Genomic DNA, 26012 nt, shown 5'->3' with positions numbered 1-26012 from the left:
GAATGACGGAGCAAGGATGAACCATGGCCATCAACCACCTTGCGCCTGAGCAAACCGAGCAATTCGCCGACAACATCGTCGGCTTCGCCCGCGCGCTGCGTTCGGCCGGCATGCCGGTCGGGCCGGGTGCGGTCATCGATGCCATGAGCGCGCTAGAGGTGATCGACATCGGCCGCCGTAACGACGTCTTCACCACGCTGGAGGCGATCTTCGTCAAACGTCACGAGCATGCGCTGATCTTCAAGCAGGCCTTCAACCTGTTCTTCCGCGCGTCGGAAGAGTGGAAGCATATGCTGGACTCGGTGCCGCTGCCGGAGCAGGCCAAGAAGAAGCCGCAGGCCGGCTCTCGCCGCGTCCAGGAGGCGATGTCGCAGCCGCGCATGACGGAGACGCCGCAGCACCAGGAGCAGGATTTGCGCCTGTCGGTCTCGGACAAGGAAATCCTTCAGAAAAAGGATTTTGCGCAGATGAGCGCGGCAGAGATCACCGAAGCGCTCCGCGCCGTCGAGCGGATGCGATTGCCGCAGGCCGAGCTTCTGACGCGCCGGCACCTGCCCGATTCCCGTGGCCTGCGCCTCGACCTCCGCCGCACGCTGCGCGCCTCGCTACGCACCGGCGGCGACATCATCGACATCCATCGTCTCGGGCGGATCGAGAAACCGGCGCCGATCGTCGCGCTGCTCGACATCTCGGGGTCGATGAGCGAGTACACCCGCCTGTTCCTGCATTTCCTGCATGCCATAGGGGACGCGCGCAAACGTGTCTCGGTGTTCCTGTTCGGCACTCGCCTCACCAACGTGACCCGGGCGCTGCGCCAGCGTGACCCCGACGAGGCGCTGGCGAGCTGCTCGGCCTCGGTCGAGGACTGGGCCGGCGGCACGCGGATCTCGGCCTCCCTGCACAATTTCAACAAATTATGGGCGCGGCGCGTGCTGAGCCAGGGCGCCATCGTGCTGCTGATCTCCGACGGGCTGGAGCGGGAGGCCGATTCCAAGCTCGCCTTCGAGATGGACCGGCTGCACCGCTCCTGTCGGCGGCTGATCTGGCTCAACCCGCTGCTGCGGTTTGGCGGCTTCGAGGCCAAGGCCCAGGGCATCAAAATGATGCTGCCGCACGTTGACGAATTCCGCCCCGTACATAATTTGAGCTCGATCCAGGAGCTGATCACCACGCTCTCACGGCCGCTGCCGCCGCATCACCGCAGCCTGATCCGCTCCGCAGCCTGAGAGGTAGCCATGCTCGATCGCGACGAGGATATTCTGAAGGCGGCGGAGGACTGGCAGAAGGCCGGCCGTGGCGTCGCGCTCGCCACAGTGGTGGAGACCTGGGGCTCGGCACCGCGCCCGGCGGGCTCGAGCCTCGTCATCAACGACGAGGGCACGTTCCTGGGCTCGGTCTCCGGTGGCTGCGTCGAGGGCGCCGTGGTCACGGAGGCGATGGATGTGATCCAGAGCGGCAAGCCCAGGATGCTGGAGTTTGGCGTTGCCGACGAGACTGCCTGGAATGTCGGGCTGTCCTGCGGCGGCACCATCCGCGTCTTCGTCGAGAAGGTCGGCTAGCCGTGAAGCTCGCAATCCTGCACGAACTCAATGCCGAGCGCGCCGCGCGCCGCCCGGTGATCCTGGTGACCGACACCGAGAGCGGCGAACAGCGCCTGGTCAAGGCCAAGGATTTTGCCAGGGATCCATTAGGCGCCGAGCTGGACAAGCAGCTCCGCATGGGCAAAAGCGCCAGTGTCGAAGCCGGCGGCAAGAAGCTCTTCCTCAACGTCTACGCGCCGACCGCAAAGCTCGTCATCGTCGGCGCCGTTCATATCAGCCAGGCCCTGGCGCCGCTGGCGCGCTCGCTCGGCTACGACGTCACCGTAGTCGACCCGCGCACGGCCTTTGCGAGCCCGGAGCGCTTCCCCGACATTCCGCTGGTTGCGGAATGGCCCGACACGGCGCTGCCGTCGCTTAATGTCGATGCCTACACGGCTTTCGTCGCGGTAACGCACGATCCCAAGATCGACGACCCCGCGCTGCTGCACGCCTTCGAGCGCAACTGCTTCTATATCGGCGCGCTCGGCTCGCGGAAGACGCACGCCAAGCGCGGCGACCGGCTGCGGGCGCAGGGCGCCAAGGAGGCTGACATCGCGCGCATCCATGCGCCGATCGGGCTTGCGATCGGTGCGGTCTCGCCATCCGAGATCGCGGTGTCGATCATGGCCGAGATCACGGCGGTGCTTCGCCTGCCGCCCAAAGAAAAAGAAGAAGCGGCATGAAATTCGGCCCGGCGAGCCCCAGGGATGCGATCGGCGGGGTGACCGTCCACACCCTGCGTCAGGGACCGCTGGTGTTGAAAAAGGGCACGACGATCGGGCCCACCGAGGTCGAGGCGCTGGAGCGCGCCGGCATCAAGGACGTCGTGGTGGTGCGGATGGAGGAGGGCGATGTCTCCGAGGACATCGCGGCTGCCAGCATCGCACTCGCCGTTGGTGGCGATGGCATTCACGTCGAGCGTGCCTTCACCGGTCGCGCCAATCTGTTCGCCGCGCGCCCGGGCGTGCTGGTGATCGATCGCGCCGCGGTGGACCGCATCAACAATATCGACGAGGCCATTACCTTTGCCACGCTCTCCGCCTTCAAGCCGGTGGTCGAGGGCGAGATGGTCGGCACCGTCAAGATCATCCCGTTCGGCGTCGAAGGGAACTTGCGTGATGCCGCGGTGAAGGCCGCGGGTCGCGACGTGCTGAAGATCGCGCCTTACGCGATCAAGCGTGTCGGCGTGGTCTCGACCCTGCTGCCCGGCCTGTCCTCCAAGGTGATCGACAAGACGTTGCGCGTCACCGCCGAGCGGCTGGCGCCGGCCGGGGCCGGCATCATCGCCGAGCGGCGGGTCCCGCATGAGGAGCAGGCGCTGTCGGCTGCGATCAAGGAATTGCTGGGTCTTGGCGCCGAACTCGTCATCGTGTTCGGGGCATCCGCGATCGCCGACCGCCGCGACGTGATCCCTGCGGCGGTGACCGGAATCGGCGGCGAGATCGAGCATTTCGGCATGCCGGTCGATCCCGGCAATCTGCTGCTGATTGCCCGGGCCGGCACAGTGCCGGTGCTGGGTGCGCCCGGCTGCGCGCGCTCGCCGGTCGAGAACGGCTTTGACTGGGTGCTGATGCGGCTCCTGGCCGGCATCAAGGTGACGCGTTCCGAGCTGATGGGCATGGGCGTCGGCGGTCTCCTGATGGAGATCGTTACACGCCCGCAGCCGCGCGCAAAACCGGAGATCGAGGGGAACAACCAGGTCGCAGTCATCGTGCTCGCGGCAGGCCGCTCGACCCGGATGGGCGGACCGAACAAGCTTCTAGCCGAGCTCGACGGCAAGAAGCTGGTGCGAATCGCGACCGAGCAGGCGTTGGCCTCCAAGGCGTCCGAGGTGATTGTCGTCACCGGCCATCAGACCGAGCTGATCGAGCAAGCCTTGCAAGGCCTGAAGGTGCGTTTCGCCAGGAATCCGGATTTCGCCGGCGGCATCGCAAGCTCCGTCAAGGCCGGGATCGCGGCCGTCCCAGAGACGTCCGACGGCGCTGTGGTGTGCCTCGGCGACATGCCGCTGATCGATGCCGGCCTAATCGATCGTCTCATCGACGCGTTCGCACCGGACCGCGGTAATCTCATCGTCGTGCCCGTCAGCGAGGGCCGCCGCGGCAATCCCGTGCTGTGGTCGCGCCGCTTCTTCAAGGAGTTGATGACGCTCGACGGCGATGTCGGCGCGCGCCATCTAATCGCCAAGCACACCGAGGCAGTCGCCGAAGTGCCGGTGGATGGCGAGAGCGCTTTCCTCGACATCGACACGCCGCAGGCGTTGGAAGCGGCACGGCGGGGATAGCTCTTGTAGGGTGGGTTAGCGAAGCGTAACCCACCACGCTTCACCGGCCGCGGAACGAAGTTGGTGGATTACGCTTCGCTAATCCACCCTACGAAGCGCCTCCCAGCCTGCCGATTTCAACGCCCCGTTCACCATCTGGAAACGACCGGCGCTTACAGTCCACTCCACCTGCCTTGGGGGGAGGGGTTTTTCCATGGCTTCGAACGTCGTCGCGCGCCGTTGCGCGATGTTTTTCTTTGCGCTGTCCGTGTGCGTCGCGGGCGCTCGCCATATCACGGATGCGCACGCCGCCGGTGCATTTGCGGTCGGCAAGTGTGGCGCCTATGGCCAGGCCTTTGATTATGGCGCCGAGCACGAAGCGCGTGCGGCGGCGCAGAAGCAGTGCAAGGGCGATTGCACGACCGTGACGATGAAGCGCGCATGCGCCGCGATGTCGGTCGACCTTTCCAATCCCTGCGGTGCCTATGGCTATGCCGTCAAGCCGAAGATCTCGGCCACGCTCAATGCCGCGACGCGCGAATGCTACAAATACGGCGGCAAGGAATGCGTGATCCGCGCCTGGGCCTGCGACGCAAAGGGTTGATTCCTCTTGCCGTCATTCCGATGGTGCGTAGCATCGAGTCCGGAATGACAGTCGGGGAGTTGTATGCAGTTCGATACCAAAATCGCCATCGTGATCCGCACCGATCTTCAGGCCTGGCAGAAGCTCAATGTCGCGGCCTTCCTCACCAGCGGCATCGCCGCAGCCTTTCCGGAATGCATTGGCGAGCCCTATGAGGACGCGTCGGGCACGAAGTATCACGCGCTCATCGGCCAGCCCATCCTGATCTATGGCGCCGACGGTCCCGCATTGACGCGCGCGCTCGATCGGGCACTGACGCGTAGCGTCAAGCCGGCGGTCTACACCCAGGACATGTTCGCGACCACCCATGACGCCGCCAACCGCGAGGCGGTAAGGGCGGTGGCGCGCCCTGACCTCAACCTCGTCGGACTCGCGGTGCGCGCCGAGCGCAAGGTGATCGACAAGATCGTTGATGGGCTGAAGTTTCATAGTTGACGTGAACGCGCGCGGTCTTGCGCGCGCTTCCATTTGCGATGCGTTATCCCGGCGGCATGCCCGCGAATTTCGGCAGGTCCGGGTCAAGACGATCCCAGTCATGTCCGCGCGCGGCGAAAGTGACCGCCTGCGGCTTGTAGCGGGCAGGCTCGTCGAGGCTTGCGGCGCGGATCGTAAAGACGTCGGGCTGTGCCGCGAAGGTCATGTACACAGGCACGCCGCACTGCGTGCAGAAACCGCGCGTCTTCACGTTGCCGCTGTTGGCGACCATGTCCCAATGCTTCGCCTCGCCGGTAAGCGTGACGCCGGCGCGCGCGAAGGTTACGTAGGAGCCGTGGCCGCTGCCGCTTTCGCGCTGGCAGTCCCGGCATTGGCAGTGATTGCTGAACAGGGGCTCACTAGCGATCGAATAGCGGATCGCGCCGCAGGCGCAGCCGCCGGTAAACGGATTGGTCATTGCGACAACTCCTTACTTATCTTCGCCGCTGATCTCGTCGAGCTGGCGGACGACCTTCTTCCAGCCGCCGCTCATGCCCGTGTAGGCGGATTCGTTCCTGGGTATGACGAAGCCCGCATGAACCAGACGGATCCGCGTGCCGGCCTCCACCGGGGTGAGGGACCACGTCACGATAGTGTCGAGCGGCGCGCCGTAGCCGGTGTTGCGCTCATCGCCGCCCTTCCAGGCGTAGACGAGGCGCCGGTTCGGCATGACTTCAAGGACGCGGCAATGGATGACGCCATCCCAGGCGCCGCCCGGCGTAGTCTGATAGGTGAAGGTGTTGCCTTCGACAGGCTCGAAACCGCTCGGCGGCATCAGCCAGCGCGCGATCAGCTGGGCGCTGGTCAGCGCCTTCCAGATCGTCTCCGGCGCGTGAGGGAGCACCTCGTCGAGGACAATGTCTTTTGTCTCGGCTTTCAATTCAACAGCACTCACGGGTCGATCTCCTTCAAGAGGTCACGCAGGTTCTGGAAGCGCTCGCGCCAGAACACGCCGTAATGGTCCATCCAGGAGACCAGCGGTTCGAGGCCTTGCGGCGCGGCACGGTAATAGACGTTGCGGCCCTCGGCACGCTCGGCGACGAGGCCGGCCTGCTTGAGGGACTTCAGATGTTGCGAGATCGCGCCTTGCGTCACGCCGCTGCCGCGCGTGAGCTCGGCGACGCTGATCTCCTTGCTCTCGAAGACGCGCTCGAACACGGCGCGCCGGGTTGGATCGGCAAGGGCGCGCATCACTGTGGTGACGGGATTTGGGGCGGCTTCGATCATAGAAGTTAGATTAGTATGCGCTAATAAATTAGTCAAGACTAAATTGTTGGCCACTAGGTCCGCAATGCTGCGCCTTGACTATGACTGACCGGTCAGTCATCATATGTGGATGATCAAGAAGCCCGCCAAAGCCACCACGCCGCCGGTAACTCGCGCCAACGCGAAGGCCTCTGCACGTGCTGGCAACGACCCGGCCCCCGCGTCGAGCCGTGCCACGCGTGCGGCGGAACGGCGTGCGGCGATCGTGGATGCCGCGATGGAGGAATTCATCGCGCGCGGCTTTGCCGCGACGCGGCTCGACGACATCGCGAAGCGCGCGGGTGTCGCCAAGGGCACCATCTACCTGCACTTCAGGGACAAGGAATCGATGTTCGAGGAGCTGGTGCGGACCGTGATCGTGCCTGTTGTGACGCGGTTGACGGCATTGCCGCCGCCGGCGGGGTCGGTGCGCGATCTCGTCGAGACGTTTGCCAGCAACTTCCTGAAGGAGGTCATCGGCACCAGGCGCGGCGATCTCGTGCGCCTGATCGTGGCCGAGGGACCGCGGTTTCCGTCCGTGGCCGATTTCTACTACCGCGAGGTCGTCTCACGCGGCATCGCCGCCATGCGCGCGCTGATCGAACTCGCCATCGCCCGCGGCGAGATCCGCCAGAAGAACCTGGCGCACTATCCGCAGATCCTGGTCGCACCCGCGATGATCGCGGTGATCTGGCAGAGCCTGTTTGCGCGGCACGCGCCGCTCGACGCGCAGGACATGCTGCGCGTTCATCTCGATTTGATTTTTGGCGAACGGAGCACGACATGAGGTCGTCGCAGGTAATTTTCGGAGCTGCACTGATCATCGCGCTCGCAACCGGGCTTGCCGGGTGCAAGGAGAAACGTGATCCCGGTTTCCAGGGCTGGGTCGAGGCCGACATGATCTTCGTCAGCCCCGACGAGGCGGGCCGCGTGACGAAGCTGAACATCCGCGAGGGCGACGAAGTCAAGGTCGGCGATCACCTCTATTCCGTCGACGACGATCTCCAGCTTGCCGATCTCAACCAGAACAAGGCGACACTGGCGAACGCGCAGCAGACCTATGACCGCGCGGCTTCGCTGAGCAAGACCGGCTCGGGCACGCAGGCCAATCTCGACTCGGCCGTCTCCGCCTTGCGCGTCGCAGAGGCACGGGTGGCGACCTCGGAGACGCGGATGGCGCGCCGCAAAGGGTTTGCGCCCGTAGCCGGTACCATCCAGCAGATCTATTTTCGCGAGGGCGAGATGGTGGCGGCGCAGCGGCCCGTGCTCTCGATCATGCCGCCCGGCAACATGAAGCTGCGCTTCTTCGTGCCGGAGACCGAGCTGCCGAAGCTTGCGATCGGCGATACCGTGCGGGTCGCGTGCGACAATTGCGCCGCCGATCTCACAGCAAAGATCTATTTCATCGCGACTTCGGCCGAATACACCCCGCCGGTCATTTACAGTCTCGAGGAGCGCAACAAGCTCGTCTATCTGATCCAGGCGCGGCCGTCGCGCCCCGATGCGCTGCGCGTCGGACAACCTATCGACGTCCATTTCAATCCAAAAACCCCGGTGGCGGACAAGCGATGAGCGGCGGCAATGGCATCGCGATCGACGTCAAGGGCCTGACCAAGTCGTTCGGTGGCCGCGAGGTCGTGCACGATTTGTCGATGCAGGTGAAGCGCGGTTCGATCTACGGCTTCCTCGGCCCGAACGGCTCGGGCAAGACGACGACCATCCGCATCCTGTGCGGCCTGCTCACGCCCGACAGCGGCGAGGGCACCTGCCTCGGCTACGACATCAGGCGCGATGCGGAAAAGATCAAGCGCCAGGTCGGCTACATGACCCAGCGATTCAGCCTCTATCAGGATCTCTCTGTCCGCGAAAACCTCGAATTCGTCGCGCGCCTGTACGGCCTTCGCGATGCACGCGGCGCCGCGCGCGACATGATCAAGCGGCTGGGGCTGTCGGGTCGCGAGGAGCAGCTCGCGGGCGAGCTCTCCGGCGGCTGGAAGCAGCGGCTGGCGCTGGGTGCCTGCACATTGCCCAGTCCGAAGCTGCTGCTGCTCGACGAGCCGACCGCCGGCGTCGATCCCAAAGCGCGGCGCGATTTCTGGAACGAGATTCATGCACTGGCGGCCGACGGTCTCACCGTGCTGGTCTCGACACACTACATGGACGAGGCCGAGCGCTGTCACGAGATCGCTTATATCGCCTATGGCCATCTGCTCGTGCACGGCACCGTGGAGGAGGTGATCGCGAAATCCGCGCTGACGACCTACACCGTGACAGGCGAGGACCTGAACGAGCTCACGGCTGCGCTCACCGGCAAGCCGGGAATCGACATGGTGGCGCCGTTTGGTACGTCGCTGCACGTCTCCGGCCGCGACGTCGCCGCGCTCGAAGCCAGCATCGCGCCGTGGCGCGAGAAAAGCGGGCTGCACTGGCATCAATCATCGCCGTCACTGGAAGACGTGTTCATCGAATTGATGGGCCGTTCCAAGGACAATTTCCAATGACCGCCGTCGACGGTCCCGAACCACGGCACGCGATCCGGGAGCGCTTCGGTTTCTGGAGGCGCTCCTATGCGATGCTGATCAAGGAGTTCATCCAGCTCGGGCGCGACCGCGTGTCGTTTGCGATGATCGTGATGCTGCCGGTGATGCAGCTGCTCTTGTTCGGCTATGCCATCAACACCACGCCGCATAATCTGCCGAGCGCGGTGCTGCTCCAGGAGGATTCCGATCTCGCCCGCTCGATCCTGAAGGCGCTGGAGAATACGGCCTATTTCCGCTTCATCTACGAGGTGCACGACGTCGACGATTTCGACAATTTGCTGAAGTCCGGCAAGGTGCTGTTCGGCGTCGAGATCCCGCGCGGCTTCGAGCGGGCGGTACGGCGCGGCGACAGACCTACGCTGCTGGTTGCGGCCGACGCCACCGATCCGGTCGCAGCGAGTGCGGCGATCGGCTCGCTCGGCATGGTCGTGCAGACCGCGCTCAAGCACGATCTCTACATCGGAGATCCCCCGGAGATGCCGTTCGAGATCCGCGCGCATGCCCGCTACAACCCCGCCGCCGCGTCGAGCCTCAACATCGTGCCGGGCCTCGTCGGCACCATTCTCACCATGACCATGCTGATCTTCACCGCGCTATCGGTCACACGGGAAGTCGAGCGCGGTACCATGGAGGCCTTGCTGTCGATGCCGATCAAGCCGGTCGAGGTGATGTTCGGCAAGATCATTCCCTACGTGCTGGTCGGATTCGTGCAGGCGTTTCTCATTATCGGCATCGGGGTCGGCCTGTTCGGCGTGCCGGTGCTCGGCAATCTGTTCCTGCTGGCGCTGCTCTCGACGCTGTTCATCACGACCAACCTGGCGGTCGGGTACACGATCTCGACCCTGGTGCAGAACCAGCTCCAGGCGATGCAGATGTCGATGATGTTCTTCCTGCCGAGCATCTTGCTGTCCGGCTTCATGTTCCCGTTTGCCGGGATGCCGGCCTGGGCGCAATATGTCGGCGAGTGCCTGCCATTGACGCATTATTTGCGCATCGTCCGCGCCATCATGCTGAAGGGCGCGAGCATGCAAAATTTGCATTTCGACGCGCTGGCGCTGGCAGTCCTGATGCTGCTCGCCATGACCATCGCCGTGACGCGCTTCCGCCGCACGCTGGATTGAGGCAAGATGCCCCTGGAATCAAGGGGGCAGGATGGTCAGTTTTGCGAGCAGGAAGGCCCGGCAGCATGCCGTGATGTCCGAGGACTTCGAGCGCGAGCTGACGCGCGAAGTGCTGCGTACCGAGCTCGTACGGGTGAGGGCGCTGCTCACGACGGGCTGCGTCATCGTCGTGTTCCTCACCGCGATCTATCTCGTCGATTCCTCCGTGGTGCAGCGGGTCTGGCGGGGCACGGAGGGGCTTGCCGAGGTTTATGGTCTCCTGACCGGCTTCATCCTGTTCGAGGTTTGGGTCCATAGCCAGATAAGGCGAAACCTCAAGCTCGACCGCGATCTGCCGGTGATCCGGCGCTATATCGGTGCGCTGATCGAGACCTCGCTGCCGACCGTCATCCTGATCCTGCAGATCCGCAGCATGGGTGCGAGCCAGGCGCTCGGCTTCGTCGTGCCGCTGATCTATTTCATTTTCGTCATCCTCTCGACCCTGCGGCTCGACTTCTGGCTGTCCACCTTCACCGGCTTCGTTGCTGCGGGTGAGCTGCTCACCGTGGCGCTGATCTTCGACCCCGTCAGCGGGAGCGGCGAGCCGCAGATCTATTTCCACGCGGTGCGAAGCACCATCATCCTGATCTGCGGCGTGCTTGCAGGCGCGGTCGGTGCGCAGCTCCGGCGCCAGTTCTCCGCGAGCATTGCGGCAGCGACCGCGCGCGACCGGGTGACCAACCTGTTCGGCCAGCACGTTTCCCCTCAGGTGGTGGAGCGGCTGATGGCGGCGGGGACGAGCGCCGCCGGCGACCTCCGCCGCGTTGCCGTGATGTTCGTCGATTTCCGCGGCTTCACCACGGGCGCGCAGTCGCGCACCCCGCAGGAGGTGGTCGATAGGCTCGACGGTGCCTTTGCCGTGCTGGTCGACATTCTCGACCGCGAGGGTGGCATCGTGAACAAGTTTCTGGGCGACGGCTTTCTTGCCCTGTTCGGCGCCCCGCTCGAGACCTCCGACGCCGCGCACCGCGCGGTCGCCGCGGGCCGCGAGATGCTGACCGCGATGGAGCGCATCAACGCGCAGACGAGCTGGCCGCTCAGAATCGGAATCGGCATCCATTTCGGCGAGGTCGTCGCCGGCAATATCGGCTCGCCCCGGCGCAAGGAATACACCGTCATCGGAGACACCGTGAACTTCGCCTCCAGGCTGGAGGCGCTGAACAAGGAGTTCGGCTCGCAGCTCCTGATCTCCGCGGCCGTCCGCGAGGCGCTGGGCGAGGACGGCAGCGATGCCGTCGCGCTCGGCGAGGTCGAGGTGCGCGGCTATGAGCAGAAGGTGGCGGTGTTTCAATTGGGCTAACGCGCCTTCAAATGCGAGTCGCGCTTCGTTGAAGTGGGGCGCGCTTCGGTGAGGCGCGTGATGAACTATCTCCGCAAGCCTGGGTCTTGCATTGCAGAAGCCGCTTCTCGGCCTCCGACGCGTCACCGCGATTGCTCCGATTGCACCGAATATTGGGGCATGACGAGCGATGTCGTCGGCTTGTAGACTGGCGCGCGATGCGGCCGGTTGCGGCCGCGCCTTGCATGAGGAAGCGATAGATGCAGCGCCGCTACATCACCGTCGACGTGTTCACCGACCGCGCCTTCGGCGGCAACCAGCTCGCCGTGGTGCTCGATGCCGGCGGGTTGTCGACCACGCAAATGCAGTCGATCGCGACCGAGTTCAACTATTCCGAGACGACCTTCGTGCTGCCGCCGCGCGACAATGCGAATGATGCCGAGGTGCGCATCTTCACGCCTGTCAGGGAGCTTCCTTTCGCTGGCCATCCCAATGTCGGTACCGCCTTCGTGCTGGCGACGATCGCGAAGGAGCCGAAGCCGCGCCTGCGGTTCGAGGAGAAGGCGGGGCTGGTGCCGGTCGATGTCTCGCGAGAGCAGGGCCGCGTGATCAGCGCCGAGCTCACCGCACCACAGCCTTTGGCGCGCCTGTCGCAATTGTCTGCCGCCGATGCCGCAAGCTGCATCTCGCTCAGTGCAGACGACATCAAGGTCGACCGTCACGCGCCGCAGGTCGTCAGTGTTGGAACGCCGTTTCTGGTGATTGAGGTGCACTCGCGCGATGCGCTCAGGCGAGCAAGGCCCGACGCGACGGCCTTCGGCAAGGTATTTCCGTGCGACGGCGCATTCTCGGCGTGGTTCTATACGCGCGATGTGCCCGCGGCGGAGGCGCCTTGCGAGCGGCAGGCGCGGATGTTCATGCGGGGCGCTGGCGGCCTCGCCGAAGATCCCGCCACCGGAAGCGCCACGGTTGCCGCAGCCGCGCTGTTCGCCGAGCTCGATGCCACGCGCGACGGCGAGTTGAAGCTCACGGTTGGGCAGGGTTTTGACATGGGCCGGCCGAGCATCCTGCAGACGCGCGTGAGCAAGCAGGACGGCAAGATCGTCTCGGCCCATGTCGGCGGGCAATGCGTGCAGATGATGGAAGGGACGTTTAAGCTGGCGGGAGAGGGGTAGGCTTTCGCCATTCGCCGTTTTAGTTGTGCACTACGCACCGAAGTCAGAACCGTCATCCTGAGGCGCGAGCTCTTGCGAGCCTCGAAGGATGAACGGCCGACCTGCGACCTCCGCGGCACGCCGTCGTCCTTCTTCTGCTCAAGCAGACGGTACACGAACGACCGCTACACCTGCCGCCCCGCCAAATTCTTCACCGCCACGCCGTCGCGCTCCTCGATGATCTCCGCAATCATCTGGCGGTGGCAATGGGTGTGGTCGCGCTCGTAGCAGAGCAAGCAGACGGGGCCGGCTTTCTTCACCAGTGCCGAGAGTTCGTCCATCTCTTTCCTGGCCTGCGGCGTCTTCAGGTGCTTTGCGTAGATCTTCTCCAGCACATCGTATTGCCCACTGCGGGCGGCGAGGCGGCCTTCCTTGGGCGTTCCGAGCGCCGCGAGGTGGACATAGGCGATGCCGCGTTCATCGAGGCCCGCGGACAACTGCTTCTTGGAAAAGCCGGGTCGGCGCGATGACGTTACCGCGCGCACGTCGACGACGAGCTTGACGCCGGATTGCTCCAACTCGTCCAGCACCGCCTTGGGCGGCGTCTGCTCATAGCCGATGGTGAAGAGCTTTTTGGCCTTTGCCATGAGACACCTTTAGCGAAACACCTCAACTCACTCGTGCGATCAGTTCCATCGCGCCGGCCGGCGCGCGCACCTTGCCCTCGTGGATGACATAGGCGAAAACGTCGCGCGGCTCCTTCTTTGGCTTGGCCTTGTCGACCTTCGGCAGGTCGTCGGGTTCACTTCCCTCGGCCCAGTCCTGAAAGCGCTTGGCCCAAGCATCGAGCTGTTTCGGCGGATAGCACGTCTTGATCTCGTCATTGCCCTTTTGAAGCCGGGCATAGACGAAATCGCCGGCGACGTCGGCGATCGCAGGATATTTGCCGTGCTCGGCGAACACGACGGGCGTCTCGAATTCGCGGATCAGCGTGACGAAGTCCGGCGTGCAGAAACTGTCGTGACGGACCTCGACGACATGGCGCAGCGCGCGTCCGTCGAGCTTGCGCGGCAACAGCTCGAGGAACTTACCGAAATCGGCACCGTCGAATTTTTTGGTCGGCGCGAACTGCCACAGCACCGGCCCAAGATGATCGCCCAGTTCCAGCACGCCGGAATCATAGAAACGTTTGATGGAATCGCCAGCCTCGGCCAGCACGCGCCGGTTGGTGGCAAAGCGCGGCCCCTTGACCGAGAAGACGAAACCATCAGGCACCTCGCTCGCCCATTTCCGAAAGCTCTCCGGTTTTTGCGAGCCGTAATAGGTGCCGTTGATCTCGATCGAGCTCAGCTTCGAGGCAGCGTAGGACAGCTCCTTGGCTTGCGTGAGCTTCTCCGGATAGAACACGCCGCGCCAAGGCTCGAACGTCCAGCCGCCGATGCCGATGTAGATGTTGCCGGATTTTTTGGACGCGGTTTTTGCTTTGGCCACGGGAGGATCTCGGATGACGGGAGGAGGGCCTCCATCCTAATCAAACCAGTTGTGATTGGCCAGTTGCGACGTCCCGTCTAAGCTCGCGACGGGATCTGCGAAAAAAGGAGAACAAGATGCGGATGCTGATGGTGGGAGCGGCGCTCGTCATGATGACATCTGCTGCCATGATATCTTCAGTCACAGCCGACGATGACGATGCCAAGGGTGCGCAAAAGCTCGCCAAGCAGGGCCGCGACGATTATTGGCATTGCCTGGCGCGGGAATATTCGCGCGACGGCAATCAGGGCCTGTCGGAACACGACTTTGGTCGCTCCGTCGCCGCGGCCTGTCCGTCGGAGCGACAATACTATCGGGTGGCACTGCTCGATTATCTCACCACGCAATATCCGGATATCGATGGCGGCGCCCATCTCGCGACCGCGAACAGGGCGGTGGAGGCGGCGCAGAAGGACATCGTGACGGCCTTCGTCAAGCACAAGCCGCCGCAGAAATAGCCCCTTGAGCGTTGCGTGCGGCAAGCCCTTCCGGCAGCGCGCTTATCCATGGTATCACTGGGCGCATCTGGAACAGGGATGGGTTTCCATGTCGTCTGAGTCGGTGGGGGGCATTTTGGGCGTGATCGTCGCGGCGATCGTGCTTGCGGTCGCCGTCGTCTTTGGGCCGATCGGCCAGTACGGCAAGCCGCCCAAACCTGCGAAGGCCGAGCCGGCCGGGGCTGCGGCGCCGGCGGCCCCTGCCGCGCCCGTGCCGCGAGGGCCGGTGATCAAGGAAGTCCCGAACCAGTAAGGGTGTGAAAAAGGCCTCTTTCGCCCCTTGTAAAGCGGCGTTGCCGTTCCCATTTAGCTTCTAACGGCGACGTTGAGCGAAAAACTCCGGCGCTGGAACGACCTTGGAATAGCACAGGCTGCGCCGGATGTACGCGCGGCCCGCCGTTCCGGGGTCGTTGGCATTTTTGGGCCCCTTTTGGGCCGCTCCCCCAGAGAACCCCCGGCTTGCTAGCGCAAGTTCTTGGCAGCACAGGACGCGGCGGATATACGCTGCCGTCATGAATGAAGCGATCAGACCGGGCTCCGACATCCCACAGGCGGCCTCACCGGCGCCGGAATTGTCGGTCGTCGTCCCGACCTTCAACGAACGCGACAATGTCACGGTGCTGTACCGGCGGCTGGAGGCAGCCTTGGCCGGCGTCGCCTGGGAAGTCGTGTTCGTCGACGATAATTCGCCTGACGGCACGTGGGATGTCGTGCGCGCGCTGGCACAGCGCGACAACCGCGTGCGCTGTGTCCGCCGCATCGGCCGCCGGGGCCTGTCGGGGGCCTGCATCGAGGGCATCCTGGCCTCCAGCGCGCCCTATGCGGCCGTGATCGACGCCGACCTCCAGCACGACGAGACGCAACTGCCGAAGATGCTGTCGCTGCTCGCGAGTGGGCAGGCCGAACTCGTGGTCGGCAGCCGCTACATCGAGGGCTACAAGAGCGAAGGCTTCAACAAGCAGCGCGCCGGCGCCAGTGCACTGGCGACCGAGGTTGCAAGGAAGATGCTGCGGGTCGAGATCGCCGATCCTATGAGCGGCTTTTTCATGGTTCGCCGCGACCGTTTCGAGCTGCTCGCGCCGAAACTTTCCGTGCATGGCTTCAAGATCCTGCTCGACCTCGTCGCGAGCGCGAACGGCAGCTTGCGCGCCATCGAAATTCCCTACACGTTCGGTGAGCGCCAGCACGGCGAAAGCAAGCTCGATTCCATGGTCGCGCTGGATTTTCTCGGCCTGGTGCTGGCGAAGTTCACCAATGATGCTGTCTCGTTACGCTTCCTGCTGTTCGCGATGGTCGGCGGAATCGGCCTCGTGGTGCATCTCACCACCCTGTTTATATCGCTCGAGCTGTTCAAGGAGCCGTTCGCGGAAGCGCAGGCCTCCGGCGCCATCGTCGCGATGACCAGCAATTTCGTCCTCAACAACTTCCTCACCTATCGCGACCAGCGGCTGAAGGGCTTTGCGCTGCTGCGCGGCCTGATCGCGTTCTACATCGTGTGCAGCGTCGGCCTGCTCGCCAATGTCGGCGTCGCCTTCTCGGTCTACGACCAGGAGCCGATCTGGTGGCTTGCGGGGGCGGCCGGGGCGCTGATGGGCGTGGTGTGGAACTACGCGATGTCCGGATTGTTCGTCTGGCGCAAGAAGTAACTCTCGATGGGCGGGGCTGACGCGCGGATCGTCCGCAATACGGTGCTGGTGATTCTTGCGCTGGTCGGCTTGCGGCTCGTCGCAGCCGCCTTCACGCCGATCACCTTCGACGAAGCCTATTACTGGATGTGGTCGCAGAACCTCGCCGGGGGATATTACGACCACCCGCCGATGGTTGCCTACGTCATCCGCGCCGGCACCATGATCGCGGGTAATACCGAACTCGGCGTGCGCCTGGTCTCGATCCTGCTCGCGCTCCCGATGAGCTACGCGGTCTATCGCTCCGCCGCGATCCTGATCGGCGGCGCGCGGGTGGCGGCGACCAGCGCCATCCTGCTCAACGTGACGCTGCTGGCCTCGGTCGGCACGCTGATCGTCACGCCCGATGCGCCGCTTCTGGTTGCCTCCAGCTTCGTGCTGTTCTTTCTCGCCAAGGTGCTGGAGAGCGGCCGCGGCGTCTGGTGGCTCGCGGTCGGCGCAGCCGTCGGCGCGGCGCTACTGTCGAAATACACCGCGATGTTCTTCGGGCTGGCGATCCTGATCTGGCTCGTGACCGTGCCGAAACTGCGGCACTGGTTTCTCTCGCCGTGGCCGTATCTCGGCGGCCTCGTTGCGCTCGCGCTGTTCTCGCCGGTGATTCTCTGGAATGCCGATCATCAATGGGTCTCGTTCGCAAAGCAGCTCGGGCGCGCCAGGATCGAGGATTTTCGTCCGGTCTTCATTGCCGAGCTGATCCCGACCCAGATCGCGTTCGCAACCCCGCTGGTGTTTATCCTCGGCGCGATGGGGCTGCACGCGCTGACCTGGCGCCGGGCCGGCGCGCTGGCCTCCCGCGTGTTGATCGAGACGATGTTCTGGACCATCGTCGTCTATTTCGTCTGGCATTCGCTGCATGCCCGCGTCGAGGCCAACTGGTTCGCGCCGGTCTATCCGCCTTTCGTCGTCGCCGCGGCCGCCGCCGCCAATCTCGTGCGGTGGAAGCCGCGCCAGCGTCGCCTGGTGGATTTTTGCCTGCGCTGGGCCGCACCCGCCGGCATCGTGATGTTTGTCGCGCTGATTGTGCAGGCCAATACCGGCTGGCTGTCCGGCTATCGCCGCGATGCGACGGTGCGAAGCGTCGGCGTCGGCTGGCGCGAGCTCGCTGCCGAAATCGAAGCGGTGCGCGCCCGCAATGGTGCCACCTGCGTGCTTGCGCCGGACTACGGCACGACCGGCTGGCTCGCCTTCTATCTGCCGCGCGGCAGCTGCGTGGTGCAGCAGAACCAGCGCATCCGCTGGGCCAACATGCCCGAGCCCGATCCAAAACTGCTTGCGGGCAAGCTGATCTATGTCGACGAGCTGCGCTCTGGCGGCCATCCCGCCGTCCACGACCTCTTTGCGAAGGTGACGCAGGTCGGGGAATTGCAGCGCAAGCGCGGCCCGCTCGTGATCGAGACCTACGGCATCGATCTGCTCGAAGGCGCCAAGGGCGATGTGCTGGACCGCTCGCCACCGCCGGAAGCGCGGTAGCTCTTCGTCGGGACGACGGCGAAGGTTCAGTCGATCATCTCGGCCTTGGTCGTGGTCTGGTTCGGCCTGTCCTGATCGCGCCAGAACCAGACGGTCACGACGCCGGAGCGGCCGCGGACCTGCGTGAGCAGAGGGCCCGACAAAACACCGTCTGGAGCGCCCTGGAAGTCGGCCGCATCCAGCAGCGTATCGCTGAGCGCGAGCTGCGCGCCGTTCTGGACGGCAACCTCCATCAACCGACTCGCGACGTTGACGGTGTCGCCCGTCGCCGTGATGTGCTGGTGGCTTTCGCCGAGGCGGGAGGCGACGATCGGGCCGAAATGCGCGCCGATCTTGAAGCCGAGCTGATCCCTGATCGCAGGCGGCAACGACGCGATCCAGCGTTCGACGCCGCGGTGCAGGTCGATCGCGCATTTTAGCGCGCGTGCGGCGTCGTCGGGCATTGCGCCGGGCAGACCGAACAGGATCATGGCGCCGTCGCCGAGAAAGCCGCTGATCATGCCGCCGCAATCGACCGCGGTCTTCTCGATCAGCGCGTGAAACGCCTTCAGAATGTCCTGTAGTTCGCCCGGATCGATCCGCTCGCTCAGCGCCGTGAAGCCGGAGAGATCGATGAAGACCACGGCTGCGTCCTGCCGGACGGGTTTCGACAGGAAATTCGGATCGCGCGCAAGCCACTCCTGCACGGCCGGCGCCTGGAATTGCGCGAGCGACCGGCTCTTGGCCGCGAAATACTGCGTGCGGCGGCCTCCCGCCCACAATTGCACGCCGGCAAAGACCGCAACCGGCGGTACCGCTGCGGCGAGCGTGGTCGCGGCGTTCAGCCAGACGCCGTGGGTGAACGCGAACAGATTGAAGCCGGCCCAGGCGATCATCACCGCGGCCGCCGCGACGATGCCGAGCGCGCTGCGTCGCCAGGCGAGCAGGCCGACCAGTAGCATCGGCAACAGGATCGCGATGAGCGCGTCGGCGATGTGGACCTTGCGGTCGCGGACGATGCTGTCGCCGGCGACGAGGTGGGTGATCGCGGTGGAGACCACTTCGACGCCGGGCATCAGGGAATCGAATGGCGTCGGGTAGAAATCACCGCCGCCGGCGACCGAGGCGCCGATCACGACGATGCGGTTCTCGATCGCGGAGCGTTTGAGCGTGCCGTCGAAGACGCTCTGCGCGCTGACGGTGCGGATGGTCCGGCGCGGGCCGTAATAGGTAATCGGCAGCGCGAAGTCGCTATCGGTGGGCACCGCGCGGTCGCCGAGCATCAGATGGTCCGGCGCGATCGTCAGCGACTTGTCGAGCGCCCGCGCCGCAACCCGCAACGGGAATGACAGCTCGACCTTGTCGCTGGTCCGGAACAGCATCGGCACCGAGAGCGGTGAGCCCGATTGTCCGGTCGCAACGTTGACGACGCCGACCTCGGCATGATCGGCGAACGCCGGCAAGGGCAGCAGGAAGCGCTCGGCCTGCGGCAGGGCGGCGAGGGGGCCTTGGCCGCTAGTCTCCACGGTCTCGCTGGCGGACGGGAAGATCGCCGCGGCGGCAAGCACCATGGGACCCGTAGCCAGTGTATTTGCCAGTGTGGCGTCGCCGATCGCAGCGCTGCGGTCGACCAGGAGCAGGTCGATAGCGACGACCTTCGGCTTGAACTGCACGATGGTGTCGACGACGCGGGCGAGATCGGCGCGCGGCAGCGGATAGCTGCCGCCGCGCTTCACGACGGTGTCGTCGATCGCGACGATGGTGACGAGATCGGGCGGAACCTGCACGCCGCGGACCTGTGTCCGCCAATCCGTCAGCGTCGCCTCGAGGCGATCGAGAAAGCGCAGATGACCGTTGGCATGGCTGGCATAGATGCTCGCGCCCCACAGCCCGGTGAGGACGAGTGCCACCAGGATCTGAACGCGTCGGCTACTCATGTGGTCGTGTTGCAATTTTTTCTATCGTCCAAATGCTGTTCTCCGAGCCCAGGTGACCCGAACTCATTGGCCTGGTCTTATTGACCTAGTCTTATTGGCCTAGTCTTATTGACCGAGTCTTATTGACCGAGTCTTGCCATCAGCGCGTCGACGCGCGGCTGGCCCCATGTCTTGACCGTCAACGGGCCTGTCGCTTCCACATCGACCCCTTGGCCGGGGCCTAAAACGACGCCGCGCGCACGGCTCCTGCGGCTCACGCCGACACGGCCGTCGGCGACGAAGACCGAGGTCTTGGCCTCTGCGACGTCGACCGCCCATTTCGTGCCGCGCACCGCGGCGATCGCTTGCGGCGTCAGCACCTTGAAGGGATTGCCGCCGGGCTTTTTGCGCACCTCGACCAACAGCGCTTTGCTGCTCAACTCCACGGAGTCTATATGTCCGTCGCGGTTGGCGTCCTTAAGTTCAAATCTGGCACCGCTTTCGGCAACGATCGTGATGCCGTTGTCGCAGCGCCAGGTCTGCGTACCGGCAGCGGATGGCGATGCTGTGCAGCCCGCATTGGCAGGCTGCGCGGCCGCGTATCCCATCGCCAAAGACGACCACAGCAGGACGAAAAACCCCGCGTGTGCGATCCCTCTCATGCCAGCCTCCGTTTGCGTGCCAGGCACAGTTCAAGGCGATGTTGATACGGTACCGTATCACACGCAGAGGCTGCTGAAAAGTGCCGAGATCGCAGCTATTTTCTCGGCACGGGCTTTTCCAGGCTGGCGTGATCAACTTTCGGTCAGGGCGACGTGCCGTGCGAGGGCCGCGTGCGATGCTTGAGTGGCGTGCCACGAGAGATGGAAGCGGGCTACTGCACACCAGCCTCGCGCAATGATTCCCCGTTAACGTCCGGGTATTGAAGACCACGAAAACGACTTGGTTGGTGCGTTTAGAGAGGCGGCCAAAGACGTTCGCCGACCGCACCGATCCCGCCGAGAATTATAGTTAACAGACGACCTTAAGTCCGTAGTTCTGCGGGCTTTTTTCTCAAAATAGGACAACCCGAACGGGTTGCCCCACATCTGCCCGAACTTAATCCGCATTTAACTAAAAGTGGCCTTAATGACGCTCCGACCCTCTGCGAGATGCTGTTCCCGGATCGTGATCAGCGGCGCTTCGAAGGGGGACTGAGTGACACCGTTCTGGACGCAAGGCGAATGAGTACGAGTATCGCTGCGCAAGGCATCGCGGCACGAAGGTCCAAAGGATTCTCGAGCACTTCTTATCGGAAGCCTTCCCGGAAAATGACCATCCAAAACGTGCTTGGCGCCGCCGTGATCGGCTGCGTCGTACTTGGCGCCGGCTGGACCATCTACAGCAACATCTTTGCCGCCAGTGTCTATCCGACCGTCGGCAGCCGCGGCTACGACGAGCCCGTGATCAAGCGCGCGCCCAGGGTCGCGCTGCGCGAAGCCGGTGAGGCCGTCAAGGAAGCCTTTGCGCTCTTGCCCGACCGCTTGCAGGTGGTAGCGCCGATCTCCCGCGAGATGTTCAACGATCGCTTTGCCGCGGCTGCGACCCAAGGCGTGACATCGAACGCGGCGAGCGCCGCACCCGCAACCAGGGTCGCCGAAGCCAAGGACGCGCCGAAGCCGAGCGTGATCGCAAGGGTCGCGGAAGTCCTGAAGCCGGGCCCCGCCAAGGTCGCTGACGCCGCGAAGTCCAAGCGCGGCGCTGACGCGTCGGTGCAGCTTGCCTCGGCAGATCCGGCCGAGATCGTGCCGGCGCCTGAGGCGAAGCCAAAATCGATTGCCGATCGCGCCAAGGCTGCGGTGATGTCGATCACCGGACCGCGGCAGTCGATGGTGGACAAGCTCTGGGGCAAGCGCGAGCCGTCCGGCGGGCTGCTCGCCTATGCCTCGGCCGACGTCAGTGTGACCGCGTCCATCGCGCCGAGGGAGCAGAACCCCATGCTCGGCGATTCGGCACCCTATGAACGCGATACCGCGGTCTACGACATCTCCGCCAAGACGGTTTACTTGCCCGACGGTACCAAGCTCGAGGCGCATTCCGGCCTCGGCTCCAATCTCGACGACCCCCGCTCCTCGCGCGTCCGCATGCGCGGCGTGACGCCGCCGCACATCTACACGCTGAAGCCGCGCGAGGCGCTGTTTCACGGCGTGCCCGCGCTGCGCCTGACCCCGATTGGCGGCGAGAGCGCGATCTACGGCCGCGACGGCCTGCTCGCGCACACCTTCATGCTCGGGCCGAATGGCGATTCCAACGGCTGCGTATCGTTCAAGGATTATTACGCGTTCCTCGACGCCTACCGTAACAAGGGCATCCGCAAGCTCGCGGTGCTGGCGCGGGTGGACTAGGCCCAGTCAATTCGAGTTCACGCAAAAGGGCCGCTTGCAGCGGCCCTTTTCTGTTCCGCTGTGCGGGTGCGTTTCAGCCCGGCCAGCACTGTCCGCCGCCGTCGATCCTCAGTACCTGGCCCGAGACGAAGGCGCCCATGGGACCGGCGAAGAACTCGACAACGCGCGCGACCTCGTCGACGGTTGCGATGCGGTCGAGCGTGCCGGTCTCGACCATTCGGTCGGGGTCCACCGCGCGTGTCCCGAGGAAGCGGCCGGTTCGGGTATCTCCGGGCGCGATGCAGTTGACGGCGATGTCGTAGGGACGGAGCTGGTCGGCCAGGCATCGCGTGTAATGGGTCACGCCGGCCTTCGACACCGCATAGATCGAGCCCTGGGTACGCCCCTTGAAAGCCGCGACCGAGCCAAGCGTGACGATGCGGCCGCGTCGGCGCTCCATCATGCCGCGCGCGACCGCCTGGCATGTCAGGATGGTGGAGAGCAGGTTGCGCTCCAGCACCGCGCGCACATCGGCCTCCTTGATGTTCACTGCATCGTTCGGATCGGGCTTGCCGCCGCCGGCCGCGATATCGCCGCCGGCATTATGCACGAGAATGTCGATCGGCCCGAGTGCCGCCTCGCTCTCCGCGATGACGCGCGCGATGTCCTCGCCCTTGGTGAGATCGCCGAGCACGCGCTGGCTGCGAACGCTGAATTCCCGGCCGATCTCAGCCGCGACCGCGGTGAGGGTGGTGCCCTCGCCATACTCGGCCGGCCCGTTCTCGCGCATGCCGTGGATGGCGACGTCAGCGCCGAGCGCGGCAAGCTTCTCTGCAAACGCGCGGCCGAGCCCGCGCCCCGCGCCGGTCACCAGCGCAACTTTGCCTGCCAGAATCTTGGTGGTGTCATGCGAGGTCATGATCTTGCTCCTGTTGAGACTATCAGTCTGCTGCGAGATCGAGGCCGATCGCCAACGCCTGCACGAGGCACATCGGTGCGACAAGCGTACGCAGCGCAGGCTCAGGCATATCCTGGATCTCGAACACGACGCTCGCGCCCTCGACGATCGGGCTCAAAAGGCTGTCGGTGATGGAAATCGTGGGTACGCCCCGCGCGACGAGTTCAGGAAACAGCCGCGCCGTATCCGGATAGTAGTTTCGGAAGCTGATCGCGACCAGCGCGTCCTCCGTAGTCGCGGCATGCGACTGCTCGTGGATGCTGCCGCCGGTGCCGTCTAGCAGGACGACACGCCGTCCCAGTTTGCGCAGCACGTAGGCCAGATGAATCGCAACCGGAAACGAGCCGCCGAGGCCGAGCAGATAGATGTCGCGCGCCTTGGCAAGAATCGCAGTTGCGACGTCGAGTTCGCGCGCATGCACGGACTGGCTCAGCGTGACCAGCGCCGATTGGGCTTCCGAGACGAAGCGCGACAATACCGCGGCCGGCTGGCGGCCGAGCACTGATTTCTCCTGGCTCTTCATGCGGGCGAGGCGCGCCTTGTAGCTTGGCGCGACGCCGGCAACGAGGCGTGAGCGGAACACCTGCTGCATCTCGGTGAAGCCGCCGAACCCGAGCGCATGCGCAAAGCGAACGATCGCCGACGGCGGCACCCCTGAGCGCTGCGCCACCTCCGCCACGGTGCCGAGTGCGACATCAGTCGGATGATCGAGCACGAACTCCGCGATCTGCTGCAGCCGGCCGGACAACGCCCGATGCCGCTGCGCAATCGCGCCGCGTAGCTCGTCATAACTCATGGCGCCAGCCGTCTTGTTCATCGAGTCGGATCTCCGGATCGGTCGCCTCTTTAACGGCATTTCACAGTTTGGATCAAATATTCTACTTTACATAACAGATGGAATGAATATTCTAATCTCACAAAAAAGCAAAAGACTTCGAAAACGGGAGGACACGATGAGAGGGCGTCAGATCTCACGGCGAAGCGTTCTGAAGGGCAGCTTGATGGCGAGTGTCATCGGCGGCACCGGCAGCTTCTTTGGGCCGTGGCGGCAGAATCATGCCTGGGCGCAAGGCGCGAAACCGATCAAGCTTGGCCTGACCTGCGATGCCAGCGGTCAATACGGCAACAGTGGCCAGGATGATTTCCGCGGCATCAAGATGGCGATCGACGAGATCAACGCCAAAGGTGGCGTGCTCGGGCGCCAGGTCACGTTCATCACCGCGGACACCGAAACGACACCAGCGACGGGCAGCCGCGTCGCCGAACGCTTCATCACCCGCGAGGACTGCACCATCCTGATTGGCGCGCTGCATTCGGGCGTCGCCAACGCCATCACGCAGGTCGCCAGCAAATATGGTGTGATCTACATGAACACCAATTCCTCCGCGCCGAGCGAAGCCGGGGAGAATTGCTCACGCGTGAAATTCGTCTGGGACGGCAACGGCACCAATTTTTCCAAGGCGTCGGTCAAGAACGCGGTGGACTCCATCGGCAAGAACTGGATGCTGCTGACCAACGACTATGTCTGGGGTCACACGACGTCTGCCGCGACCAGGACGCAGGTCGAGAGCGCTGGTGGCAAGATCCTCGACAATCTGCTGGTGCCGCAGAACACCCGCGACTTCACCGCCTATCTCCTTAAGATCCAACAAGCAAAACCCGATGTGGTGGCGACCGCGGTCGGCGGCGACGATATCAAGGCATTGCGCGAGCAGGTGGCGCAGCTCAAGCTCGACGGCAAGCCGGCCTGGATCAACAACCAGCAGGACTGGCCCGATGTGTGGGGCGCGCCCGACAGCCTGTTCGGCGTGTTCGGCACCACCTGGTATCACAAGCTGCCGCTGCCCGGCGTCGCCGAATTCGTCAAGAAGTGGCAGGCCGCCAACAAGGACGGCCCGATCCCGGTGCCGGGCAACGTCTCCTACAACGGCTACATGTCCACGCGCGAACTGCTCCGTGCGATCGAGCGGGCAGGGTCGACCAACAACGTCAAGATCATCAAGGAGCTCGAGAACCTGAAGGTCTCGGCGACCGATCGCATGCAACATTTCGACGCCTACATGGATCCGATGACGCACCAGATGCAGCAGACGATCTATCTGGCCCGGCGCAACGCCAAGCCGGCCGACAACACCGATCTGTTCGAGATCATCAGCTGGACGGAGCCGAAATCCGCCGCCGACGATGCGGCCCCCGGCAAGTGCAAGCTCACGCCCTACGAGCAGGTGCCGACCGTCGACTCCTAGAGACGGTGCGTCACATCGCGTACCGAGCGGCGCGCATCTCGCGCGCCGCGCGCCCGGACCATCGGCGTTCCGGGTGACACACGCCAGTTGCGAGAGCCAAAAACCTTGTTCGACCTTCTTCCGCATCTCCTCAACGGCCTGACGCTCGGCCTGTTGTTCGCGCTGATCGCACTCGGCTTCATGCTCATCGTCGGGCTGATGGAGCAGATCAACCTCGCGCACGGCTCTCTGTTCGCGCTCGGGGCTTATGTCGCCATGCAGCTCACGGGGCCGCGCCCGCCATTGCCGATGGAGCTTGCGAAAGCGTGGCTCGCGTTGCCGCTCGGCTGGCGCTATGCCGCCACCTTGATCATCGCGCCTGTGATCGTGAGTCTGGTCGGCATGCTGATCGAGCTCTGCATGCGGCGCACTTATGGCAAGGATCCGCTGTACGGGCTGCTCCTGACCTTCGGCGCCGCGATGGTGATCGAGGAGATGATCCGCCTGGTCTGGGGCACGCGCGACTACGTGCTGCAGGTGCCGTCCGCCATCAATGGCGGCTTCCTCTTCGGCGACCTGATCTGGTCGACCTATCGCTTCTACGCGGCGGGCATCGCGGCCGGGATCATCGGCCTGGTCTGGCTATTGATCGAAAAGACCTCGTTCGGCGCGACGGTCAAGGCCGGCGCTCATGACAGCGAGATCGTCCGTGCACTCGGCATCAACCTGTCACGATTGCGGCTGCTGGTGTTTGTGTTCGGCACGATGCTGGCCGCGATCGCGGGCATCATCGTCGCGCCAATCTGGGGCATTCGCCCGCATATGGGCGTCGATGCCGTCATTCCTGCGTTCCTGGTGATCGTGCTCGGCGGCGTCGGCAGCTTTTGGGGCGCGGTCGTCGCGGGTCTTTTGGTCGGATTGTGCGTCGGCCTTGCCGGCGCCTACGCGTCCGAATGGTCGCTGTTGTCGATGTACATCTTGCTCGTTGCCGTCGTGACGTTCCGCGCGCGCGGCCTCTGGGGCAAGAAGAGCGTGCTCGAGGCCTAAAGGG

The 26012-nt window shown here is 64.4% G+C and carries 28 protein-coding genes; 19 read left to right on the top strand and 9 right to left on the bottom strand.

Annotated features, from left to right (window positions below):
• The first annotated feature begins 23 nt into the window (after positions 1–23).
• From AC0L3P_RS08450 to AC0L3P_RS08425, 6 genes are all read left to right on the top strand, one after another.
• Positions 24–1226 carry a vWA domain-containing protein gene (locus AC0L3P_RS08450; RefSeq protein WP_473301583.1) on the top strand — a complete coding sequence of 401 codons (1203 nt, stop codon included), beginning with the start codon at positions 24–26 and terminating at the stop codon, positions 1224–1226.
• A gap of 9 nt (positions 1227–1235) precedes the next feature.
• On the top strand, positions 1236–1559 hold the full coding sequence (locus AC0L3P_RS08445) for an XdhC family protein (protein WP_007602422.1): 324 nt from the start codon (positions 1236–1238) through the stop codon (positions 1557–1559).
• A 2-nt stretch (positions 1560–1561) separates the two neighbouring features.
• A complete protein-coding gene (locus AC0L3P_RS08440) occupies positions 1562–2263 on the top strand; it encodes an XdhC family protein (protein ID WP_473301582.1) in 702 nt (233 codons plus the stop codon).
• Positions 2260–3864, top strand: a complete 1605-nt coding sequence (locus AC0L3P_RS08435; RefSeq protein ID WP_473301581.1) for an NTP transferase domain-containing protein — start codon at positions 2260–2262, stop codon at positions 3862–3864. The genes AC0L3P_RS08440 and AC0L3P_RS08435 overlap by 4 nt, the downstream gene beginning before the upstream one ends.
• A gap of 193 nt (positions 3865–4057) precedes the next feature.
• Complete coding sequence (locus AC0L3P_RS08430) at positions 4058–4447, top strand: DUF4189 domain-containing protein (RefSeq protein WP_007611990.1); 390 nt, start codon at positions 4058–4060, stop codon at positions 4445–4447.
• 63 nt (positions 4448–4510) lie between these two features.
• The gene (locus tag AC0L3P_RS08425) at positions 4511–4921 is read left to right on the top strand and encodes a DUF2000 family protein (RefSeq protein ID WP_473301579.1); all 411 of its coding nucleotides are present in this window, start codon (positions 4511–4513) and stop codon (positions 4919–4921) included.
• Positions 4922–4964: 43 nt separating this feature from the next.
• On the opposite strand, the gene AC0L3P_RS08420 is transcribed toward AC0L3P_RS08425, so the two are convergent.
• From AC0L3P_RS08420 to AC0L3P_RS08410, 3 genes are read right to left on the bottom strand one after another with little or no spacing between them, the layout of a single operon-like run.
• On the bottom strand, positions 4965–5378 hold the full coding sequence (locus AC0L3P_RS08420; RefSeq protein WP_354058356.1) for a GFA family protein: 414 nt from the start codon (positions 5376–5378) through the stop codon (positions 4965–4967).
• Positions 5379–5390: 12 nt separating this feature from the next.
• The gene (locus tag AC0L3P_RS08415; protein ID WP_275170126.1) at positions 5391–5855 is read right to left on the bottom strand and encodes an SRPBCC family protein; all 465 of its coding nucleotides are present in this window, start codon (positions 5853–5855) and stop codon (positions 5391–5393) included.
• Positions 5852–6187, bottom strand: a complete 336-nt coding sequence (locus AC0L3P_RS08410) for an ArsR/SmtB family transcription factor (protein ID WP_007611986.1) — start codon at positions 6185–6187, stop codon at positions 5852–5854. Before AC0L3P_RS08410 ends, AC0L3P_RS08415 begins: the two co-directional genes overlap by 4 nt.
• A gap of 109 nt (positions 6188–6296) precedes the next feature.
• On the opposite strand from AC0L3P_RS08410, the gene AC0L3P_RS08405 reads away from it, so the two are divergent.
• From AC0L3P_RS08405 to AC0L3P_RS08380, 6 genes are all read left to right on the top strand, one after another.
• Positions 6297–6992, top strand: a complete 696-nt coding sequence (locus AC0L3P_RS08405; RefSeq protein WP_473301578.1) for a TetR/AcrR family transcriptional regulator — start codon at positions 6297–6299, stop codon at positions 6990–6992.
• A complete protein-coding gene (locus AC0L3P_RS08400) occupies positions 6989–7777 on the top strand; it encodes an HlyD family secretion protein (protein ID WP_473301577.1) in 789 nt (262 codons plus the stop codon). The genes AC0L3P_RS08405 and AC0L3P_RS08400 overlap by 4 nt, the downstream gene beginning before the upstream one ends.
• On the top strand, positions 7774–8706 hold the full coding sequence (locus AC0L3P_RS08395; RefSeq protein WP_106944523.1) for an ABC transporter ATP-binding protein: 933 nt from the start codon (positions 7774–7776) through the stop codon (positions 8704–8706). The genes AC0L3P_RS08400 and AC0L3P_RS08395 overlap by 4 nt, the downstream gene beginning before the upstream one ends.
• Complete coding sequence (locus AC0L3P_RS08390; RefSeq protein ID WP_473301576.1) at positions 8703–9866, top strand: ABC transporter permease; 1164 nt, start codon at positions 8703–8705, stop codon at positions 9864–9866. Before AC0L3P_RS08395 ends, AC0L3P_RS08390 begins: the two co-directional genes overlap by 4 nt.
• 31 nt (positions 9867–9897) lie before the next feature.
• Positions 9898–11205, top strand: coding sequence for an adenylate/guanylate cyclase domain-containing protein (locus AC0L3P_RS08385; protein ID WP_473301575.1), 1308 nt, complete (start codon positions 9898–9900; stop codon positions 11203–11205).
• Between the two features lie 239 nt (positions 11206–11444).
• Positions 11445–12359 carry a PhzF family phenazine biosynthesis protein gene (locus tag AC0L3P_RS08380; protein WP_473301574.1) on the top strand — a complete coding sequence of 305 codons (915 nt, stop codon included), beginning with the start codon at positions 11445–11447 and terminating at the stop codon, positions 12357–12359.
• Positions 12360–12523: 164 nt separating this feature from the next.
• Here the strand turns inward: AC0L3P_RS08380 and AC0L3P_RS08375 are convergent, their stop codons facing one another.
• Together AC0L3P_RS08375 and AC0L3P_RS08370 are read right to left on the bottom strand one after the other, a co-directional pair.
• On the bottom strand, positions 12524–12985 hold the full coding sequence (locus AC0L3P_RS08375; protein WP_473301573.1) for a DUF488 domain-containing protein: 462 nt from the start codon (positions 12983–12985) through the stop codon (positions 12524–12526).
• Between the two features lie 22 nt (positions 12986–13007).
• On the bottom strand, positions 13008–13829 hold the full coding sequence (locus tag AC0L3P_RS08370; RefSeq protein ID WP_473301572.1) for a DUF72 domain-containing protein: 822 nt from the start codon (positions 13827–13829) through the stop codon (positions 13008–13010).
• A gap of 116 nt (positions 13830–13945) precedes the next feature.
• On the opposite strand from AC0L3P_RS08370, the gene AC0L3P_RS08365 reads away from it, so the two are divergent.
• The 4 genes from AC0L3P_RS08365 (at position 13946) to AC0L3P_RS08350 (ending at position 17520) form a co-directional block, all read left to right on the top strand.
• The gene (locus AC0L3P_RS08365) at positions 13946–14326 is read left to right on the top strand and encodes a hypothetical protein (protein WP_473301570.1); all 381 of its coding nucleotides are present in this window, start codon (positions 13946–13948) and stop codon (positions 14324–14326) included.
• An 88-nt stretch (positions 14327–14414) separates the two neighbouring features.
• The gene (locus AC0L3P_RS08360) at positions 14415–14618 is read left to right on the top strand and encodes a hypothetical protein (protein ID WP_354058373.1); all 204 of its coding nucleotides are present in this window, start codon (positions 14415–14417) and stop codon (positions 14616–14618) included.
• Positions 14619–14877: 259 nt separating this feature from the next.
• The gene (locus AC0L3P_RS08355) at positions 14878–16011 is read left to right on the top strand and encodes a glycosyltransferase family 2 protein (RefSeq protein ID WP_473301569.1); all 1134 of its coding nucleotides are present in this window, start codon (positions 14878–14880) and stop codon (positions 16009–16011) included.
• A 6-nt stretch (positions 16012–16017) separates the two neighbouring features.
• Entirely contained in the window at positions 16018–17520 is a 1503-nt protein-coding gene (locus AC0L3P_RS08350) for a glycosyltransferase family 39 protein (protein WP_473301568.1), read from the top strand.
• 26 nt (positions 17521–17546) lie between these two features.
• Here AC0L3P_RS08350 and AC0L3P_RS08345 read toward each other — a convergent pair whose 3' ends face one another.
• Positions 17547–19436: a CHASE2 domain-containing protein gene (locus AC0L3P_RS08345; protein WP_473301567.1), complete on the bottom strand. Its 1890-nt coding sequence runs from the start codon at positions 19434–19436 to the stop codon at positions 17547–17549.
• A 119-nt stretch (positions 19437–19555) separates the two neighbouring features.
• Positions 19556–20077, bottom strand: coding sequence for a FecR domain-containing protein (locus tag AC0L3P_RS08340; protein WP_473301566.1), 522 nt, complete (start codon positions 20075–20077; stop codon positions 19556–19558).
• Positions 20078–20725: 648 nt separating this feature from the next.
• Between AC0L3P_RS08340 and AC0L3P_RS08335 the strand changes: the two genes are divergently transcribed.
• A complete protein-coding gene (locus tag AC0L3P_RS08335; RefSeq protein WP_473301565.1) occupies positions 20726–21799 on the top strand; it encodes a DUF2778 domain-containing protein in 1074 nt (357 codons plus the stop codon).
• Between the two features lie 73 nt (positions 21800–21872).
• Here AC0L3P_RS08335 and AC0L3P_RS08330 read toward each other — a convergent pair whose 3' ends face one another.
• Together AC0L3P_RS08330 and AC0L3P_RS08325 are read right to left on the bottom strand one after the other, a co-directional pair.
• The gene (locus AC0L3P_RS08330; RefSeq protein ID WP_354208556.1) at positions 21873–22697 is read right to left on the bottom strand and encodes an SDR family NAD(P)-dependent oxidoreductase; all 825 of its coding nucleotides are present in this window, start codon (positions 22695–22697) and stop codon (positions 21873–21875) included.
• Positions 22698–22719: 22 nt separating this feature from the next.
• Entirely contained in the window at positions 22720–23553 is an 834-nt protein-coding gene (locus AC0L3P_RS08325) for a MurR/RpiR family transcriptional regulator (protein ID WP_354058387.1), read from the bottom strand.
• A 136-nt stretch (positions 23554–23689) separates the two neighbouring features.
• On the opposite strand from AC0L3P_RS08325, the gene AC0L3P_RS08320 reads away from it, so the two are divergent.
• On the top strand, positions 23690–24982 hold the full coding sequence (locus AC0L3P_RS08320) for an ABC transporter substrate-binding protein (protein ID WP_473301564.1): 1293 nt from the start codon (positions 23690–23692) through the stop codon (positions 24980–24982).
• A 105-nt stretch (positions 24983–25087) separates the two neighbouring features.
• Entirely contained in the window at positions 25088–26008 is a 921-nt protein-coding gene (locus AC0L3P_RS08315; protein ID WP_275170142.1) for a branched-chain amino acid ABC transporter permease, read from the top strand.
• The last annotated feature ends 4 nt before the right edge of the window (positions 26009–26012 follow it).

It is taken from the genome of Bradyrhizobium sp. WSM4874 (genome assembly GCF_055811835.1).
This window is presented reverse-complemented; position numbering and strand designations above follow the sequence as displayed.

Excerpts from the sequence above, each read along its gene's own strand:
- AC0L3P_RS08450 (WP_473301583.1), top strand. The coding sequence starts at position 24 with ATGGCCATCAACCACCTTGCGCCTGAGCAAACCGAGCAATTCGCCGAC.
- AC0L3P_RS08445 (WP_007602422.1), top strand. The coding sequence starts at position 1,236 with ATGCTCGATCGCGACGAGGATATTCTGAAGGCGGCGGAGGACTGGCAG.
- AC0L3P_RS08435 (WP_473301581.1), top strand. The coding sequence starts at position 2,260 with ATGAAATTCGGCCCGGCGAGCCCCAGGGATGCGATCGGCGGGGTGACC.
- AC0L3P_RS08430 (WP_007611990.1), top strand. The coding sequence starts at position 4,058 with ATGGCTTCGAACGTCGTCGCGCGCCGTTGCGCGATGTTTTTCTTTGCG.
- AC0L3P_RS08425 (WP_473301579.1), top strand. The coding sequence starts at position 4,511 with ATGCAGTTCGATACCAAAATCGCCATCGTGATCCGCACCGATCTTCAG.
- AC0L3P_RS08420 (WP_354058356.1), bottom strand. The coding sequence starts at position 5,378 with ATGACCAATCCGTTTACCGGCGGCTGCGCCTGCGGCGCGATCCGCTAT.
- AC0L3P_RS08410 (WP_007611986.1), bottom strand. The coding sequence starts at position 6,187 with ATGATCGAAGCCGCCCCAAATCCCGTCACCACAGTGATGCGCGCCCTT.
- AC0L3P_RS08405 (WP_473301578.1), top strand. The coding sequence starts at position 6,297 with ATGATCAAGAAGCCCGCCAAAGCCACCACGCCGCCGGTAACTCGCGCC.
- AC0L3P_RS08400 (WP_473301577.1), top strand. The coding sequence starts at position 6,989 with ATGAGGTCGTCGCAGGTAATTTTCGGAGCTGCACTGATCATCGCGCTC.
- AC0L3P_RS08395 (WP_106944523.1), top strand. The coding sequence starts at position 7,774 with ATGAGCGGCGGCAATGGCATCGCGATCGACGTCAAGGGCCTGACCAAG.
- AC0L3P_RS08390 (WP_473301576.1), top strand. The coding sequence starts at position 8,703 with ATGACCGCCGTCGACGGTCCCGAACCACGGCACGCGATCCGGGAGCGC.
- AC0L3P_RS08385 (WP_473301575.1), top strand. The coding sequence starts at position 9,898 with ATGGTCAGTTTTGCGAGCAGGAAGGCCCGGCAGCATGCCGTGATGTCC.
- AC0L3P_RS08380 (WP_473301574.1), top strand. The coding sequence starts at position 11,445 with ATGCAGCGCCGCTACATCACCGTCGACGTGTTCACCGACCGCGCCTTC.
- AC0L3P_RS08375 (WP_473301573.1), bottom strand. The coding sequence starts at position 12,985 with ATGGCAAAGGCCAAAAAGCTCTTCACCATCGGCTATGAGCAGACGCCG.
- AC0L3P_RS08365 (WP_473301570.1), top strand. The coding sequence starts at position 13,946 with ATGCGGATGCTGATGGTGGGAGCGGCGCTCGTCATGATGACATCTGCT.
- AC0L3P_RS08360 (WP_354058373.1), top strand. The coding sequence starts at position 14,415 with ATGTCGTCTGAGTCGGTGGGGGGCATTTTGGGCGTGATCGTCGCGGCG.
- AC0L3P_RS08355 (WP_473301569.1), top strand. The coding sequence starts at position 14,878 with ATGAATGAAGCGATCAGACCGGGCTCCGACATCCCACAGGCGGCCTCA.
- AC0L3P_RS08350 (WP_473301568.1), top strand. The coding sequence starts at position 16,018 with ATGGGCGGGGCTGACGCGCGGATCGTCCGCAATACGGTGCTGGTGATT.
- AC0L3P_RS08345 (WP_473301567.1), bottom strand. The coding sequence starts at position 19,436 with ATGAGTAGCCGACGCGTTCAGATCCTGGTGGCACTCGTCCTCACCGGG.
- AC0L3P_RS08340 (WP_473301566.1), bottom strand. The coding sequence starts at position 20,077 with ATGAGAGGGATCGCACACGCGGGGTTTTTCGTCCTGCTGTGGTCGTCT.
- AC0L3P_RS08335 (WP_473301565.1), top strand. The coding sequence starts at position 20,726 with ATGACCATCCAAAACGTGCTTGGCGCCGCCGTGATCGGCTGCGTCGTA.
- AC0L3P_RS08330 (WP_354208556.1), bottom strand. The coding sequence starts at position 22,697 with ATGACCTCGCATGACACCACCAAGATTCTGGCAGGCAAAGTTGCGCTG.
- AC0L3P_RS08325 (WP_354058387.1), bottom strand. The coding sequence starts at position 23,553 with ATGAACAAGACGGCTGGCGCCATGAGTTATGACGAGCTACGCGGCGCG.
- AC0L3P_RS08320 (WP_473301564.1), top strand. The coding sequence starts at position 23,690 with ATGAGAGGGCGTCAGATCTCACGGCGAAGCGTTCTGAAGGGCAGCTTG.